The organism is Streptomyces sp. NPDC001027, from assembly GCF_040299045.1.
Classification (GTDB): Bacteria; Actinomycetota; Actinomycetes; order Streptomycetales; family Streptomycetaceae; genus Streptomyces.
This window is the reverse complement of the sequence record NZ_JBEPBI010000175.1, coordinates 1-16433: the sequence shown is the minus strand read 5'-3', so window position 1 is coordinate 16433 and position 16433 is coordinate 1. Positions and strand designations below refer to the sequence as shown.

The 16433-nt window shown below is 72.3% G+C and carries 13 protein-coding genes and 1 pseudogene; 3 read left to right on the top strand and 11 right to left on the bottom strand.

Going from position 1 to position 16433, the window contains the following annotated elements; all coding sequences use genetic code 11:
* Positions 1–94 precede the first annotated feature (94 nt).
* On the bottom strand, positions 95–1027 hold the full coding sequence (locus ABT300_RS31980; RefSeq protein ID WP_351683107.1) for a hypothetical protein: 933 nt from the start codon (positions 1025–1027) through the stop codon (positions 95–97).
* Positions 1028–1416: 389 nt separating this feature from the next.
* Between ABT300_RS31980 and ABT300_RS31975 the strand changes: the two genes are divergently transcribed.
* Positions 1417–2490 carry a LacI family DNA-binding transcriptional regulator gene (locus ABT300_RS31975; protein WP_351683105.1) on the top strand — a complete coding sequence of 358 codons (1074 nt, stop codon included), beginning with the start codon at positions 1417–1419 and terminating at the stop codon, positions 2488–2490.
* Between the two features lie 598 nt (positions 2491–3088).
* Here ABT300_RS31975 and ABT300_RS31970 read toward each other — a convergent pair.
* Entirely contained in the window at positions 3089–5515 is a 2427-nt protein-coding gene (locus ABT300_RS31970) for a glycoside hydrolase family 3 N-terminal domain-containing protein (protein WP_351683102.1), read from the bottom strand.
* 104 nt (positions 5516–5619) lie between these two features.
* Here ABT300_RS31970 and ABT300_RS31965 point away from each other — a divergent pair, with 104 nt between their 5' ends.
* Positions 5620–5781 (top strand): hypothetical protein, encoded by a 162-nt coding sequence (locus tag ABT300_RS31965; RefSeq protein ID WP_351683110.1) that lies wholly within the window; start codon positions 5620–5622, stop codon positions 5779–5781.
* Positions 5782–5913: 132 nt separating this feature from the next.
* Positions 5914–6037 (top strand): annotated as a pseudogene (locus ABT300_RS44580) (IS5/IS1182 family transposase); the annotation flags it as partial.
* A gap of 233 nt (positions 6038–6270) precedes the next feature.
* Here ABT300_RS44580 and ABT300_RS31960 read toward each other — a convergent pair.
* The 9 genes from ABT300_RS31960 to ABT300_RS31920 form a co-directional block, all read right to left on the bottom strand.
* On the bottom strand, positions 6271–7506 hold the full coding sequence (locus ABT300_RS31960) for an MFS transporter (RefSeq protein WP_351683099.1): 1236 nt from the start codon (positions 7504–7506) through the stop codon (positions 6271–6273).
* An 89-nt stretch (positions 7507–7595) separates the two neighbouring features.
* On the bottom strand, positions 7596–8636 hold the full coding sequence (locus ABT300_RS31955) for an ABC transporter substrate-binding protein (RefSeq protein ID WP_351683096.1): 1041 nt from the start codon (positions 8634–8636) through the stop codon (positions 7596–7598).
* A gap of 4 nt (positions 8637–8640) precedes the next feature.
* Positions 8641–9456, bottom strand: a complete 816-nt coding sequence (locus ABT300_RS31950) for an ABC transporter ATP-binding protein (protein ID WP_351683094.1) — start codon at positions 9454–9456, stop codon at positions 8641–8643.
* Entirely contained in the window at positions 9456–10637 is a 1182-nt protein-coding gene (locus ABT300_RS31945) for a FecCD family ABC transporter permease (RefSeq protein ID WP_351683091.1), read from the bottom strand. The genes ABT300_RS31950 and ABT300_RS31945 overlap by 1 nt, the downstream gene beginning before the upstream one ends.
* Positions 10638–10660: 23 nt before the next feature.
* The gene (locus ABT300_RS31940; RefSeq protein ID WP_351683088.1) at positions 10661–11989 is read right to left on the bottom strand and encodes a YcaO-like family protein; all 1329 of its coding nucleotides are present in this window, start codon (positions 11987–11989) and stop codon (positions 10661–10663) included.
* Positions 11990–12026: 37 nt separating this feature from the next.
* Positions 12027–13397 carry a YcaO-like family protein gene (locus ABT300_RS31935; protein ID WP_351683085.1) on the bottom strand — a complete coding sequence of 457 codons (1371 nt, stop codon included), beginning with the start codon at positions 13395–13397 and terminating at the stop codon, positions 12027–12029.
* Positions 13394–15016, bottom strand: a complete 1623-nt coding sequence (locus ABT300_RS31930) for a CocE/NonD family hydrolase (RefSeq protein ID WP_351683082.1) — start codon at positions 15014–15016, stop codon at positions 13394–13396. The genes ABT300_RS31935 and ABT300_RS31930 overlap by 4 nt, the downstream gene beginning before the upstream one ends.
* Entirely contained in the window at positions 15013–15837 is an 825-nt protein-coding gene (locus ABT300_RS31925; RefSeq protein ID WP_351683080.1) for a hypothetical protein, read from the bottom strand. The genes ABT300_RS31930 and ABT300_RS31925 overlap by 4 nt, the downstream gene beginning before the upstream one ends.
* 103 nt (positions 15838–15940) lie before the next feature.
* Positions 15941–16126, bottom strand: coding sequence for a streptamidine-related RiPP repeat protein (locus tag ABT300_RS31920; RefSeq protein WP_351683077.1), 186 nt, complete (start codon positions 16124–16126; stop codon positions 15941–15943).
* Positions 16127–16433: the final 307 nt, after the last annotated feature.

Genomic DNA, 16433 nt, shown 5'->3' with positions numbered 1-16433 from the left:
ACTCAACACCGCGCTCCAGGCACACCCCCACCACAGAGCCGACAGTCACACCCCGCCCCACCAACAACCGCGCCAAACGGTTCGCCCGCGCATCCTATCCGGGGGCGTTCCAGAAGTCGTCCGCGTACGTCGGGTCGAACGTCTTGGCCATGAAGTTGAAGTTGGTGAGGATGACCCGGTTGTCCAGGCCCATCACATGGCCGGGATCGTCCCAGGCCCGTGCCGGGACACCCATGCGCGTCACCTCTTTGAGAGCGACACGTTCGGCCTCGTCGAGTGCCGCGTACGGGTCACCGCTGCCGCCGGGCCGCAGCGCGTCGGCGATGCGGTCGGCCTTGGCCCGCAGTACGTAGTAGGCCATCATCCGTACGTGGAAGTTGTTCGGGATCGATGTCGGCCCACCCACGATGAACGGCACTCCGCCGTCCCACACCCCCGTCGTGTTCTCCAGCGCGCCCATGGTCTGGTACGAGCCGCCGCTTCCGCCGTAGATGTAGCCGTAGATGCGACGGGTGGTCCCGTAGTACTCGGCGGCGACCTTCCGGGAGAAGAGGGCCGTCGCGGCGTCGGCCGCGAAGCCGCCGTTGCTCGCGCACTGCACGGTGTAGGCGCCGCTGGCGACGCCGAACGCGATGGCGGTGTCGGAGGGCGTCTCGGTGATCGAGGGATAGACCTTGTGGAAGAACCGGCCGCGCCACTGCCGCTTGGGCGGGAAGCTGAGGGTGAACTTCTGCCCCGCACCCTCGAAATGACCCGTCACTCTGCGGTGGGGGACCGGCGACGTGAGGTCCTCGGTCGTGTCGATCACGGGGTGGGCGTACGCAGGGTCGATCTGGTACGCCGTGCCGTCGGAGGAGGCCGAGGAGGCAGGCGAGGATCCAGCCGGCGCGTTCGCGGACGAGGCCTGCGCGCCGAGCGCCGATGCGCCGACCACGGTGGCCGAGCCCACCGCGGTGTTCCGTACGAAGCGACGTCGGGACCACGCCGCAGACTGGCGCGGGGTGCCGGACGTTTCAGGTTGGAGCATGATTTCCTCCCATGTGCGGGCGGGTGCCGGGTGTCGCGAGGGTCGCGTCCTCGGGACCGTGTCGGAGTCGACGCTGCCGCCGCCGATGTTCTCGCCACGGAAGGCCGAAGAGTCGTCCACGCCAGCCGAAGGGGGGATCCCGCACCTCGCAGAGGCCACGCGGTGGGAAGGGGCGAGAGAACGAGAACATGCAACGTTCTACGCGGAAGGTAGGGAGCGGGTCGGTGGGACGTCAATAGTCGCGCGTCGCTTGGCGTGGTTACGGTTCTGTAACGTGGCAGGGAATTCGGGATTCGCGGGGAGTCGTCGGGGAGGCGCAGTTCGGGCGGGTGTACGTCGCGTCACCGGGATGGTAGAACGTTCGCCAACACTCGCTTAGGATGCGTCCCATGAGCACTGCGAGGGACGGAGTCTCCGGCGTGCGGGCCCAGGCGCCGGCCCGCACTCGGCGAGCCACGATGCAGGATGTGGCGCGCGAGGCGGGTGTCTCCGTGTCCGCCGTATCCAAGGTGGTGCGCGACGCCTACGGCGTGAGCGCGGACATGCGGGAGCGTGTCAACTCCGCGATCGAGCGGCTGGGTTACCGTCCGCACGCCGGGGCGCGGGCGATGCGCGGCAGCACGTTCACGGTGGGTCTGGTGCTTCCGGACCTTTCCTCGCCGTTCCCCACGGAAGTCGCCCATGGCGTGAGCCGGGAACTGGGTGACACGCCCTTCCAGGAGATCATCGCGCTGGGCGGCGCCGAGCCCGGGACGCAGCGCAGGGCCATAGAGGCGTTGGTGGACCGCCATGTCGACGGTCTGGTCCTGGTCGCGCCGTGGCTCGAGGTGGCGTGGATCGAGGAACTGGCGGTCCGGATCCCGGTCGTGGCCGTCGCCCTGCACGGAGCCCCGGTGAGCTTCGACACGGTGATCAACGACGACCGGTTGGGCGCGGCCCTGCTCGTCGACCACCTGGCCGCGCTCGGCCATCGGCGGATCGCCCACACCGCGATGCCCGACGGCCCGTTCCGTGAGCCGTTCGTGCTCTCCCACACGGCGCGTCGGCGTGGCTACGAGACGGAGATGCGCCGACGCGACCTGGAACCCGAGGTCGTCGTCACGTCGTACAGCGAGGAAGGCGGACATGAGGCCGCCCAGGAGCTGTTCGCCCGAGCCGAACCGCCGACCGCGATCCTGGCCGGCGCCGACGTCGCCGCGCTGGGCGTCCTGCGCGCGGCCGAGGAGCGAGGCCTGTCCGTCCCCGGTGACGTGTCGATCGTGGGCTACGACAACATCATGTCCAGTCGGATCGGGCGGATCTCCCTGACCACGGTGGACCAGTCGGGGTCGCTGACCGGAGCGGTGAGCGCCCGACTCCTGCTCGAGCGCATCCAGGGCCGCAAGAGACCCGTGCACTACGTCATCGCGCCACGGCTCGTGTCCCGCTCCACGGTGGCGGCCCCGCAGCCCGTGGAGTCCTGAGCGGCGCCGGGAGCCTTCGGAGAGCCGTCCGGGGAGTGCCGCCGCTTTCATTTGCCATGGGGGCGGGGTCTTTCCAGCATGCATGGGAAACGTTGCGCATCCCGTGTCTGCATCCCCGAGGAAGCCGTGACCCACGCGCCGCACAGCCCCCGCGACCGACACCTCCCGCACGGGACCGCCCGGTGGACCGCCAGGCCCGTACCGCCCGGACAACGGGTCCGGCGCGCGGATCGACGGTGACCACATCGCCTGGGCCGCACCGGGACACGTGCTCGCACAGTCCTTCGCCGCGTCGGGCCCGGTCATCGGCGTCAGTCTGGACGCGGTGCGTCCGGACGGGGAGAACCCGATGGCCGACGTCGAGCTGCGCGACGCAAGGAAGGAGGTAGCTCGCCTCCACCACCGTCGGCGCCGGCCGCATCGCCGTAAGTTCACGCTCGACACGGACCCGTCCGAAGCTGCTGAGGCGGGGAGAGAACGAGATCCGGGCGGCATTCGGGCGTGGCATCTTCGCGGCGCGCGGCGGCAGCACCTGGGGCTGGAACCGGGCCCCCGCCCACCGTGTGCACGAGCCCCGAAGCCGTTCGTGTGCCTGGGGTCAGTCCTCCGTCACCGCGGTCGACCCGGACTCGGACAAGAATGACCGCTCCGCGCCGCTCAGCGCCCGCACCGGTCCCACCAGCGTGAACTCCCCGGTGAGCCGCTTGTCGTCCGAGTCGAGGCCGAGGAACAGCTCGCCGGCGCTCGGCCGCACCGCGAACACCCCGTCCGTGCCGGTGCACCCCAACTGAGAGGCGTCCACCGTGAAAGTGATCAGTCGCCGCTCGCCCGGCGCCAGATCGACGCGCTCGAACCCGGCGAGCTGCTGGGCCGGCCGGGTCAGGCCCGCCGTGCGCAGCCCCACGTACAGCTGGACCACCGTCGCACCGGACCGGGTACCGGAGTTGGCGGCGACGGCCGAGACGGTGAGCTGTCCGTCCGTGGGCACCTCGGGGCCGTACGACACCTCGCTCAGCTCGAAGGAGGTGTAGCTGAGACCGTGCCCGAAGGGGTAGAGGGGAGCGGCGGTCATGTCGAGGTAGTGGTGCGGGTTGTGCGGGGCGACCGGCTTGCGGTAGCCGGTACCGGCGGGCTGGTGGTGGTACACCGGGATCTGGCCGGTGTGGCGGGGGACGCTGTACGGCAGCTTGCCGCTCGGGTCGACCGCGCCGAACAGCACCTCGGCCACCGCGCTCGTCCCGAACGGACCGCCGAACGGGGCGATCACCAGGGCGCCCGCCGAACGCACTGCCTCGGGCAGGGTGTACGGGCGGCCCTGGAAGAGGACGACGACCAGGGGCTTCCCCGTGGCCGCGACCGCCTCCGCGAGCCGCGTCTGGACGACGGGCAGGCTGATGTCCGCGGTGTCGGAGTCCTCCCCCTCCGTCCGGTCGCCGGTGAACCAGAGGCTGGCTCCGCCCAGTGCGAGCACCACCACGTCGGAGTCCTCGGCAGCGCGCACCGCCGCGGCGATCGCCTCGTCGCCCAGTTCATGGATCAGCCCGCATCCCGGCTCGACGGTCACCGACCGCGCGAACCCGCCGATCTCCTCGCCGAGCGGTCGCGCACCGTAGCGGGTGCGGGCGAGCTGCTCGGGGTCGGCGGGCTCCAGAATGCTGGTGAACCAGGAGGCCTCCGGGGTCTGGGCCCCCGCCATGGTGCCCGCGGCCCCCTCCATGACCCCGTTGACCGCCTCCCGCCAGGCCGGGAACGTGTACGCGGGGAACTGACGCAGCACGGTGTCCGCGTGCGGGCCGACCACGGCGAGGTTCAGGGACCTGTCCGCGGGCAGCGGGAGCAGTCCGGTGTCGTTGGCCGCGAGGACGACGGCGCGCCGGGCGAGTTCACGGGACAGTTCGCGCCCCTCCGCGGCGGTCGCCCGGACATCGATCGTCTCGCGCGGGTACGGGGTCTCGAACAGGCCGAGCGCGAACTTGGCCCGCAGCACCCGCAGCACCGAGGTGTCGACGACGCTCTCGTCGAGGTCCTTGTTCCGCACCAGTTCGACAAGCCCCTCCCCGTACCCGTACGGGACCGGGAACTCGACGTCGAGTCCGGCGGTGAGCGCGAGCCGGGCGGCCTCGGCCGGTGTGGCGGCGGCCTTCTGGGCGTTCACGGCCAGGGGGAGGGAGTCGTAGTCGGAGGAGACGAAGCCGTCGAAGCCGAGGACGTCGCGGAGCAGGGTGGTGAGGATTTCGCGGTCGAAGATCACGGGCACGCCGTCGAGGGCGGAGTAGGAGTTCATCACGGAGGCGAGCCCGGCGAGATGGATCGCCGCCTCGAAGGGATAGGCGTAGAGGTCACGCAGACGGCGCGGACCGAGATCCACCGACGCCTGGTTGCGGCCGCCGAGCGAGGCGGCGTATCCGAGGAAGTGCTTCGCCGTGGCGATGACACCCTCGCGCAGGTCGTCGCCCTGCATGCCCTGGGTGTACGCGACGGAGAGCGCGGCGGCGAGGTAGGGGTCCTCGCCGTACGTCTCGTGCACGCGGCCCCAGCGGGGGTCGAGCGCGATGTCCATCACCGGGGAGAGGACGTGTGCGATGCCCGCGCGGCGCAGCTGGCGGCGGGTCAGGTCGCTCATCGCCCGGACGAGGTCGGGGCTGAAGGTGGCGCCCAGGCCGATCGCCGTCGGATACACCATGTGCCCGCCCGCCAAGGGGCCGTTGAGGGCCTCGGCGTGGAACAGGGCCGGGATGCCGAGACGGGTGCGCGTGAGGAACTGTTGCTGCACCGCGCCGACCAGTTTCGCCAGCTGTGCGGGGTCATCGGTGATCAGCTGGGCGATGTGCCCGGGCGGACAGGTGGCGAGCACCTTCTCCACGGAACCGGCGAGCACGGAGCCGTCGGGGTTCACGAAGGTCCAGGGAAGGAAGGAGCTGAGCTGCCCGCATTTCTCCTCCAGAGTCATCTGCCGCAGCAACAGCTCGGCGCGCTCGGACGCGGCGAGGGTGGTGTCCAGGTGGAGCGGGCGAGCGGGGGACAAGGGCACCGTCCTCGTTCCGGAAGGCGGGTAAGGGCAGGTCAGGCGCAGCGGGTCGTTCGGGGTGCGCGTCGGCTCCCGACGGCCGCCCTCGACGGGCAGGAGACATGGCCTCCACGGTTCGCCCGTCCTGGCCTGTAGAACGTTACACGTCAGGTGTCGCGAAGGACAAGCCATTCCGCCCCGGCCGGACCTGGCTCGACGCCAAGGGTGAGCGCGTCCAGGCCCATGGCGGCCCGATCCTGCACGAGGACGGCGTCTGCTACTGATACGGCGAGAACAAGGGCGGAGCGAAAGCTGACGGGGGAGGAGACTCAGCGTCGGCTCGCAGGATGTTCGCCAGGACGACGGCGTCCTGACGGTCGGACTTTTAACGGGAGACGAAATGTCGGTCCCGTTAGGCGGATTCGTCACACCACAACCGGCTTCACCTGCGCAGACGCCATCGAGCACATGATCCCCGGACCGAGGGACCAGCGGGCCAGCCGCCGACGCCGCGGCAGCCAAGGCGGCAGACCCGCAGGCGCCGCAGTCGCCGAACGAGGAAGCACGGGGCGGAGCTGGACACGTCGACACGTCGTCGACGCCCCGCGCAGACCGGTCCGCGGGCCGAGCAACGCGGGCGGCGGCGCGGTGACCGCGAGCGTCGGTCTGCCGGGCAGCAGGCGGGTGGAGTGGACGTCGGTGTTCGTCGGTTTCGACGACGCTCACGTAGGGGTCGCTGTCCGCTGGAGGCGGCTGGGCATGCTCAGCCATGCTCAGTTCTCGGTGACCGCGCAGTGGCTCTGCCGGCGCCTGCTCCGCAGCGGCGTCGTCAGACCCGCGCCGAGTGAGACCAGGGCGCCGAGGCAGGCCAGTGACAACGCGGCCCGGACACCGATCGATTCGGTCAGGAATCCCGCGGTGGCCGCGCCGAGGGGCTGACCGCCCCAGGCGATCATGCGTGCGGTGGTGTTCACCCTGGCCTGGAGGTGGCCGGGAGTGACCTGTTGGCGGACGACGATGCCGTTGAGGCTGACGAAGGTGTTCGCGGCCTGCCACAGGGTGAGGGCGACGAGTCCGGCCGCCAGTCCGGGGAGGTTCGCCCAGCAGGCCAGGAATACGGCGTTGGCGGCGAGTCCGCCGAGGGTGATCCAGCCCACGGGCGCCGTCTTCTGGAGGCGCGGCAGGACGGTGGCGGCGAGCAGCGCGCCGAGCGCTGCGGCGACCCAGAACAAGCCGATCCGCCCGTCGTCCGGAGTCAGTCCGAACCGGCGCACGGCCACCACGACGATCAGCCCGACCACAGCTCCTTCGGTGAAGCTGTTTCCGATCCCGAGGAGGGACAGTGGCCGGATCAACGGGTGGTGGCGTATGTAGCGCAGTCCCTCGGCGATGTCGGCCAGCGTTGCACGCACACCCTTTCCTTCGGAGGCGGGAGGGGCCGCCGGAAGCGGCAGCCGGGCCAACAGCAGGGACGCGGAAGCGTAGCTGAGCGCGTCGAGGGCGATCGCGGTGGGGGCGTCGACAAGCGCGATCAGAGCTCCGGCTGCCGAGGGCCCCACCAGGCCGATGAGGGTGCCGGCACTCATCATGCGGCTGGTCGCGGTGGCGACGCCGTCACGTCCGACCAGAGTGACGAGCGCGCCGAAGGCCGCGGCGTCGAAGAAGACGAAGGCGCAGGAGACGGCCGGCCCGGTGAGCATCAACTGGAGGGTGGTGAGAACGTCGAGTGCGGCTGCCACCGGTATCGCCGCGATGAGGGCGGCGCTGCACCAACTGCACAGCGTCAGGGTCCGGCGGTGGTGCCACCGGTCGGCGAGAGCGCCGGCGGGCAGTCCGAGTACGAGGTATGGCAGGGCTTCCAGTGCGGTGAGGAGTCCGCTGAGCGCGGCGCTGCCGGTGCGCTGGTAGAGCAGGACGGGCAGCGCGACCGCGGTGACAGCGGAGCCCGCCCAGGAGACGGCGCGGGCGGTGAGGAACAGGCCGAAGCCGGTGCGGGAGGCGGTGGCCACGAGCGTGACTCCTGGGGGTGGAGGACTCAGAGGAGTGGACATTGGAACCCCGGGTGGCCCGAGGCCGCCCGGAATCGGCCCATGTGCGCTCAGAAGGCGTCCGGGTGGAGCGCCTTGGCGAGGGCGAGGGTGCCGTCGACGGCCCTCAGCTCCGAGAAGTCGGCGGCGGGTACGGCGACGAGGCGATGCGTGCGGACGGCCTTGGTCGCGCCGAGGTGTTCCTTGAGCCACCGCTCGGAGGCGGAACGGTCGGCGTCGCCCGTGTAGTGGTAGACGAGGACGTCGGGGTTCCGCTTGGCCAGTGCCTCGACCGACAAGGGCGCGAAGTTGCTGCCCTTGGGCACATCCTCGCCCAGCACGTCGATGCCTCCGGCCCGGCGCACGATGTCCGAGTACAGGCCGCCGGCGAGCGCGTACAGCTGCTTGTCGACGATCTGGACCATGGCCGCCGATGTGGCCGGCCGCCCCTTGAGCGCGGTGTCGACGGCGGCGAGGCGCTTGCCGACGTCGGCGATCGCCTCGGCGGCGGGTGCGGAGACGTCCAGGAGGGCGCCGAGGGAGGCGAGGTCGGTCGTGGTGGCGTCAAGGGTGGCGGTGCCGGTGGTGTCGGGGCAGAAAGCGCTGTCGATGTAGACGGACACCCCCAGCTTCGCCAGCTCGGCGATGGTCGGCAGCTTCTTGCCGTCGAACTGGTACTCGCCGTCCGCGAGGATGAAGTCGGGGCGGGCGGAGAGCAGCGCCTCGCGGGAGATCTCCCCAGGTGCGAGGACCTTCACCCTTGCGGACGCGTCGGCGTAGGCGGGCTTGGGCGGCGACTGGTCGGTCCAGGTCCGGCCCGCGATCCTGCCTTCCAGCCCGAGCTCGAGAAGCAGCTCGGTGTTGGAGGGGAAGAACGACACGATGCGCTGCGGTGCACGCTCCACGCGGACGGTGCGGCCGCAGTTGGGGACCTGCGCCGGGTACGTCGTACGGGCGCCCCGGCCGGTGGCGCCCCCTGCTGCGGCCGTGTCGGCTTGGGGCTTCGCCGTGCTCTGGGCGGCCGGGCCGCCGCAGGCGGTGAGCAGGGCGGTCACGGTGAGTCCGAGGGCGGCCGCCGCGGCCGTCGTGCGGATGGACGTAGGGGTCTTCACGGGGCTACTCCGACGGGGCTGGTGTGCGTGCGGGGGCGAAGCTCAACTGGGGGCGGCCGGTGAGCGGGTGAGCGCCGAGAGCGGCCCGCACGCCGAAGACGTCATCGAGGAGCTCGGGCGTGAACACGTCCTGCGGCGGGCCCGTGGCGACGAGATGTCCGTCGCGCAGGACGTGGACGCGGTCGCAGTAGGCGGCCGCGAGGTTGAGGTCGTGCAGGGCAGTGAGGGTGGTCACCTTCAGGTCCCGGACGAGTTCCATCAGATCCAGCTGGGTTCCGATGTCGAGGTGGTTGGTCGGCTCGTCGAGGACGAGGAGATGGCCGCCCTGGACCAGGGCCCGGGCCAGCAGGACGCGCTGTTTCTCTCCTCCCGAGAGCGTGTCGTACAGGCGGTCGGCGGCGTGCTCCATGCCGACACGGGCGAGGGCGTCCGCGACGGCGGCCCGGTCGCCGGGGGCGTCGCGGGTCCAGGCGCCCCGGTGCGGGGTCAGTCCGGCCGTTGCGATCTCGGCGACGGTGAAGTCGAAGACGGCCGGGTTCTCCTGGGGCACCACCGAGATCCGCCGTGCCGCGTCACGCGTGCCGAGGGTCCGCCATACGTCGTCGCCGCCGACCAGGATCGCGCCCGTGGTGGGGCGCAGCGACCGGTAGACGGCCCGCAGCAGGGTGGACTTGCCGCTGCCGTTGGGTCCGACGATGCCGACGATCTCGCCGGGGGAGACGTGCAGGGTCGCCCTGACGACGATGGGCAGGCCGTCGAGGTCGAGGCTGACGGCGTCCAGAGCAACGTCGCCGAGGTCCGAATCCGTCGGGCCGGTCATCAGGATTCACCTGCCGTTCGGCGGTCGCGGCGCAGCAACCACAGGAAGAAGGGCGCCCCGGCCACGGCGGTGACGATGCCGAGGGGCAGTTCCAGCGGGGCGGCGGCCGTTCGGGCGGCCAGATCGGCCAGGAGCAGGAAAAGGGCGCCGGTGAGCGCGGTGGCGGGCAGCAGCGCGCGGTGGTCGGCGCCGATGAGGAGCCGCACGCAGTGGGGAACGATCAGGCCGACGAAGGAGATGCCGCCCGCGACGGCGATGACCGCGGCGGTCAGCACGGCGGCGACGGCGAGGAGTTGCAGGCGCAGGGCCTGCACCGGCACGCCGAGGAGCACGGCCGTCTCCTCTCCCATGGCCAGGGCGTTCAGGGAGCGCCCGCACAGCAGGAGCCACAGGGTGCACACCGCGACCACGGCGGCGGGCGGCCCGAGGTCGTCCCACTGGGCGCCGGCCACCGACCCCAGCAGCCAGAAGAGCACCCCGGAGAGCTGGTCGGGCCGGGCCCGCAGCTGGAGGTAGCTGGTCGCGCCCTGGAGGAGGTAGGACACGGCGACTCCGGCCAGCACCAGCCGGGCGGGCGCGAGAGATCCGCCCCGGCGCCCCAGGGCGACGACGAGGACGAGAGCGCCGCACGCCCCGGCGAACGCGGCGGCGGACACCCCGATGTGCAGCGGACCGGCGAGCCCGGCGGGGGCCAGGGTGAGGACGGCGACGGCTGCCAGGGAGGCCCCGGAGGTGACGCCGAGGACGTAGGAGTCGGCGAGGGGGTTGCGGACCACGGTCTGGAGTACCGCTCCGACGACGGCCAGGCCCGCGCCCGCGACCATCGCGAGCAGCGTGCGGGGGACGCGGGATCCCCAGACGATGGCGTCGTCGATCCCGGACACGGTGGCCGGGCGACCCTGGCCCGTGAGGTGGGACGTGATGTCGTGCCAGACGACGTCGATGGGCAGGGAAGCAGCGCCCAGCGCGACGGAGACGAGTCCGGCGACGGGCAGGAGGAGCAGCAGGGCGCTCACCAGCGCGGAGGCGGAGAGCAGTCGGCCCCGGGCGGCGGCGGGACCTGCGCGGCCTCGGGGCGGCACGGTGGTCACCCGGCCGGGACGCAGGCTCCTGCGGGCGTGCCCGTACTCCTGCCGGGCCGAGGCGGTGTCGCCGACGGGGTGCGGCGGCGGGACGGTCACGGCGGGTTCCTTCGGGATCGGACTCAATGGGGCAGGGGGAGGGATCGCCGGGGCGCGCCCGCCAGTGAGTCGGCAAGCCGGGTGCCGCCGAGGAAGGGCAGTCCGGCGGCCGTGTTCGAGTACAGGCCCGGAACCAGGACGCGGACCACGTGCAGGCCCGCGGCGCGGACGTCGGGGGTGGTCACGTCGACGACCACGGGACGATGGCCCGCCGAGGCCATGCGGTCGACGACAGCCTCCAGCAGATCCGCGCCGTCCGCGGAGGCGGCCGGCTCGGGACGTGACTGCGGCCCCTCGGTCAGGGCGATCCGCAGTTCGGCCTCGAAGGCGGCCTGGGCACGCGGGTCCAGGTACAGCTGGAGGTGACAGCCGTAGTCGACGACGTCGCGCAGGTCGTGGCGGTACGCGTCGGCGTAGCCGCGGTCGCGCCGCCAGGGTTTGAGGGGGCTGCGGGGATCGGCGGCGGCCCGCATGTACGGCCCGTCAGGGTCGTCGTAGTCGGCGGCGAACAGCTGAAGTTGCAGCGCTTCGCCGTACGCCTTGAGCGCCGCGTCCCCGGTGTCGGAGCGGGCGGCGACGCCGAGGGTGAGGTGGCCGGTGACGGCGTCGCGGACCAGCGCCCCGGCCACGGGCATGCCGAACACCGCGGGAAAGGAGAGGAATCGGGTGTCGAGATGCGCGCCTGGGCCGCGCGCGAACTCCTCCAGCCATGGCTCGGGCGTCAGGGGGCGGACCCCGGCGCGGCCGTGCCAGCCGAGGGTCATGGCGTCCCGTTCGACGATCTCGCCCAGCGCGCCCAGGCAGGCGTCGCGCAGGGTCGGTCCGGCCGCCAGGCCCGCCTGGATGACGGGGTTGGTGCGCGGACCGCGCTGTTCGACGTCGGCCGACACGTACGAGACCCACACGAGCGAGGCCGGGACGAGTACGGACCGGCCGTCGGCCAGGTCGGCGCCTTGCGCCCAGTCCACGGTGAGTTCTCGGGTGAACTCGGCTAGAGGGAAGTCCGGTTCGGCGTACTGGGCGGGTGCGTAGAGGGCGAGAGACTCGGGGTCGAGGGCCCGTACTCCGCGTGCGCACAGCTCGCCGTAGGAGGCGCGGACCAAGCCGTCGGGCACCAGGTTGCCGCAGTAGCGTTCGGCGGCCTCCCCGAGCGCGGCTCCGAGGGCTGCCTCAGGCTGGGCGAAGGCGTAGCCGGCTCCGGCGGAGTCGGCGGGCCAGGGGCAGAAACGGGAGGTGTCGCCGAGTTCGGAGGCGATGAGTTCGAAGCCGGCCGGGAAGTGGGCGGGGATCGGCGGGCGGGTCAGCCGGCGCACTATGCCGGTGCGCGGGTCGGTGAGCAGCGGGTAGGGCATGGGCGGGGTTCCTTGTCGCTCGTCCCTGTGGACGGGGTCAGGCCAGGGGCATGGGATGCGGGTACAGCTCGTCCTCGCCGAGCGGTTCCGGCACCAGGCCGAGTTCGACCGGGATCCGGTAGAGGCGCTCGCCGCCCAGGTGAGGGAAGGCCGGCGGGGCGTTGCCGATCAGTCCGGGGACGATGACGCGGACCACGGCGAGACCTGCGGCGGCGACGTCGGGCGTGGTCAGGTCGACGCTGTAGGCGCGCAGCCCGGCTGCGGCGAGCCGATCCAGGTAGTGGCCGCGCGGGTCCTCGGCGCATACCCGGGGCAGGTCGGCGAAGGCGAGGCTCGCGGTGCCGCGCAGCCGGTCCAGCGGGGCTCCCTGCATCCTCGGGTCGAGGTAGAGCTGGGCTATGGCGGGCAGGTCGGTGAGGTCGCGGTAGTCGCCGCGGAACGCGTCCCGGTACGAGCGGTCGGCGCGGAAGGGCCGGAAGACGTGGCTCTCCAGGGTGCCGGCGCCGACCGCCTGCCACACCTCGCTGTCCGGTTCGGCGAGCTGGCGGGTGAGGGAGTACAGCCCGTACGCCTCGACGAGTGCCTTCTCGGCGGCGGCCTCGGGCGTCGCGCGGCAGGCACTTCCGAAGGCCACCATGCCCCGCTCGGCGTCCTCCAGGAAGGCGGCGGCGACCGGCACGCCGAACGGGGAGGGGATGTGGAGCAGCCGTACGTCCGGGCCCGCGCCCTCACCCGGCGCCGGGCCGCCCAGCCGCGCGGTCACGGTGGCCGCGTCCGCCTCGGAGAGGGCGGCGGCCGGGGCGCCGGTACTCCACCAGATGGTGGTGGCATCGCGCTCGAGGAGCTCTTCGAGCGCGAAGCGTTCGGCGTGGGCCGGGTTCTCGCCGGCGGCGATGCCGGAGTAGACGAGGGAGTGCACGGCGGGCTCGGCAGCGCGGGGGCCGTGGTGGTAGTCGAGCCAGGCGAGCGAGGCGGGGACCAAGGTCTCGGCGCCGTCGTGCAGGTCCCGGCCGAGGGTCCAGGCCACCGGGAGATCTCGCCGGAACGGGGTGAACGGGAAGCCGGGTGTGCCGTATTGGGCGGGCGAGTACAGAGCGAGCGTCGTGGGATCCAGAGGGTTTCGGCCCTCTGCGACGAGCTCGTCGTAGGAGGAGACGCGCAGGCCGTCGGGGACGGCGTTGCCGCAGTACCGCTCGACGGCCTCCCCGACGGCGGCCCGCCGGGCCCGGTCGTGGTCGCCGGCGGCCGCGCCGAAGCCGAAGCGGTCGGCGAGCCAGGGCGCGAAGACGTCGGTGCGGGCCACGCTGGCGCCGTAGCCGACCCACATCCGGGGCAGTCCGGGGCGGCGTCGCTGCGGTTCGAGCCGGGTGATCAGCCCGGTGCGGGCATCGAGCAGTGCGGTGCTCACGGGTTCGTCTCCTCGGCGGGGTGGTGGCCGGGCGCGCGGTCGCCGGGTGTGGGCAGGATCAGCCGGGTCCCGTCGACGGGCCCGGTGAGGACGGTCTGCCGGGAGGGTGCGCAGACGGTTCCCCGGTAGCGGTCCTCATGGGTGCCCAGGGCGCGCGCCAGCCGGGGGAAGTCACTGCTGGTCACCTCGAGTTGGATGCGTGATCCGGCCGGCAGGGTGACGGAGACCGGGCCGAGCGGGATCTCGAACCGCCCGCTGTCGTCTCCGTCCAGGCCGGAGTCGACGCTGCCATGGGCGAGCTCCAGGCAGCGGCCGTCCGCAGTGAGCTCGTTCCAGCGCACGATCCAGTCCGTGGACGGCGCAGTGGTGAGCGCGTTCACGACGACGACCGGTGCGCCCGCCACCGTCAGGGGGGCGTCGAGCGGCGCGCTGGTGAAGCGCACCGCGTCGGTACGGCTCGCGAGCGGGGCGCGGTCCACGGCCGGCTGTCGTGACGGATACGGGTCGGCCGGGTCGTAGCGGAAGCGGCGTTGTCCACCGCGCGCGGGAACGGGCCGGGCAAGCGTGCCGTCGTGGTGGGCGTACCACACCGTATCGATGCCCGGCGGTGGCCAGGACGTGCCCGTCCACCAGGTATCGGCGCCGACGGTGAAGACCTTGGCCTCGCTGTGGGCGCCGGATCCGGCCTCCTCGGCGAGCACCCTTCGGAGCCAGTTGAGTTGGAGAGCACCGAGGTCCAGCCGGGAGGCGGGTCCGTGTTCCCGGTCTCCGATCCGGGTGCCCGGAGCGAACGCCAGGTCGTGCCCCCACGGGCCGATCACCAGGGAGCGGGGCGGCCGCGGGGTCAGGGCGCTGCCGGCCCGGTGGAAGTGTTCCAGCACCTCGTCGACCAGCAGGTCGTACCAGCCACCGATGTGCAGGGCCGCGGCCGGGAGCTTCTCCAGTTCGGCCGTGTCCGGCCCTTCGGCGCGGTGGTGCGGACCGTTCTCGACGACGGGAGCCCAGCCGGGGAGGCGGGCGCCGAGACGCTCGCCCAGCTCCATGACCGGTAGGTGCTCCAGCAGCCGCGGCTGCTCCCTGAAGACGTGGGCGGTCAGCCCGTCCCGGCTGGTCCTGGCGTCGGCGCGCTCCAGCCACCATGAGGCGTGCTCGGCGAGCCGCAGGATGCCGCTGCGCTCGAACTTGGTGCGGCCCAGGGCCATGGACGGGCCCATGCTGACGACGGCCGGCACCGCTTCCGGGCGCTCCGCGGCGAGCGCCCAGGCGGTGTGGCCGGCGTAGGAGCCGCCGTAGGCGACGAGCCGTCCGTCGCTCCACGGCTGTGTGAGGATCCAGTCGGCCAGCACGGCCCCGTCGCCGCGCTCGTTGCGGTACGGCTGCCAGTGGCCGTCCGAGTCGTAGCGTCCCCGCACGTCCTGGACGACGTACGCGAACCCGCGCCCGCGCCAGCCCGTCCCCTCGGCGAGGTGGGCACTGCGCCCGTAGGGGGTGCGGGTCACCACCGTGGTCACGGGCCACTGCGCACGCGGGGGCAGATGGATGTCGACGGCGAGCGGGATCCCGTCCCAGCCGGGCACCCGTTCGTTGGCCCGCAGCATGTCCGGGGGAGGGGTGCTCATCCCGCCGTCCTCAGCGCGTGGGCGGTCACGGGCAGGGGCAGGACACGGTGGCGGTCGAGCGTGGCGGTGGCCGGATCGAGCACCAGTTGAACGCCATCGGCAGCGGCGGCGCCGAAGGCGCGGTGGCGCAGCAGATCCTCGACCAGCAGACCGGCGATCACCGCGGTCGCGGCATCCGACGGCCAGGGAACGGGTGGCAGGGCGTACGGGCTTGCGTCCCGGTGACCGGCGTCCAGGTAGGCCCAGTGTGCGGCGAGCTCGTCCGGGAGGTCGGCGGCGGCGAGAATCCGGCCTCGGGTGTCTGCGTACCCAGGGCTGCGCCCGGGCACGAACAGGGGCCCCAGGACGAAGCGCAGTCCTTCGGCGTGGCACCGATGCCACGGTGTCCCGTACTTGCTGCACCAGGCGTCCACCTGCCGCCAGTGCGTGTCGGGCAGCCAGCCCGCGCACGAGACGACCACGTCGGCGCTGCGCACCGCTGCTTCGCCGAGCGGGCCGACGCTCACCTCGGCCGTGGACGGTAGAAGCCGGGCGACGGCGTCGCCCACCGGAGTCCCGCCCTCGATGTGGACGGCCCACGCGGTGTCCGCGTCGTCTGCCCCGGCGACGGCCAGCACACCCCGTTGCCTCAATGCCGTGTCCAGGGCGAGGGCCTCGCCGTCGCAGGGTGCTTCGGCCGTCGCGCCGTAGGCCCGCGAACGGGCTTCGGCCAACAGGTCCTTGGGGCCACGGATGCGGGTGAACCGACCGTCCGGCGCGCCGAGCCGCCATTCTCCGTCGGGCCCCTCGTAGAGGTGATGCCCGGGTGCGATGCGATCCATGGGACGTTGCGCCTTCCTCGGCGGTGCGTGCTGGTGTTACCGGGCTGGGTCGTTGGGCGCCGCCGCCCGCGGGGATTCCCGCGGGCGGCGGCTCATCGACTGATCAGGCGGACCAGGCGAAGGGGTTGTGCACGAGAGCGTTGGTGCCCGGCCCCTGCGGTGCGGCCAGCGAGCCGTCGGCCGCGAGCTCCTCGAAGGCGAAGGGGTTGTGCACGAGAGCGTTGGTGCCCGGCCCCTGCGGTGCGGCCAGCGAGCCGTCCGCCGCGAGCTCCTCGAAGGTGAGCGACATGTAGTACTCCTTATTTCTTAACGAAAACGATTGTCGTTTCCAGGTGAGGCTGACACTAGGCCGCAGCGGCACGTTGTGCAAGGGGCGTCTCGTGAGTCGATCCGCAAGGCGCCCACCACTGCGGACGATCAGCCGCATGTCCGAGTGTCAGAACGTCGCGGAGAAGAGCGGCACCGGCAACCTGCAGGTCTTACCCGCCGGAACGCCCAACGCCCGCACCTGCAGGGGAGGAAGCGGGCACCCAGCCGAAGAGCAGGCGCATGTCTTCGATGCCAAGGCTACGGACGGCGGCCGACCGCGCGCTGTA

Excerpts from the sequence above, each read along its gene's own strand:
- ABT300_RS31980 (WP_351683107.1), bottom strand. The coding sequence starts at position 1,027 with ATGCTCCAACCTGAAACGTCCGGCACCCCGCGCCAGTCTGCGGCGTGG.
- ABT300_RS31975 (WP_351683105.1), top strand. The coding sequence starts at position 1,417 with ATGAGCACTGCGAGGGACGGAGTCTCCGGCGTGCGGGCCCAGGCGCCG.
- ABT300_RS31965 (WP_351683110.1), top strand. The coding sequence starts at position 5,620 with ATGGCCTCCACGGTTCGCCCGTCCTGGCCTGTAGAACGTTACACGTCA.
- ABT300_RS31950 (WP_351683094.1), bottom strand. The coding sequence starts at position 9,456 with ATGACCGGCCCGACGGATTCGGACCTCGGCGACGTTGCTCTGGACGCC.
- ABT300_RS31940 (WP_351683088.1), bottom strand. The coding sequence starts at position 11,989 with ATGCCCTACCCGCTGCTCACCGACCCGCGCACCGGCATAGTGCGCCGG.
- ABT300_RS31930 (WP_351683082.1), bottom strand. The coding sequence starts at position 15,016 with ATGAGCACCCCTCCCCCGGACATGCTGCGGGCCAACGAACGGGTGCCC.
- ABT300_RS31925 (WP_351683080.1), bottom strand. The coding sequence starts at position 15,837 with ATGGATCGCATCGCACCCGGGCATCACCTCTACGAGGGGCCCGACGGA.
- ABT300_RS31920 (WP_351683077.1), bottom strand. The coding sequence starts at position 16,126 with ATGTCGCTCACCTTCGAGGAGCTCGCGGCGGACGGCTCGCTGGCCGCA.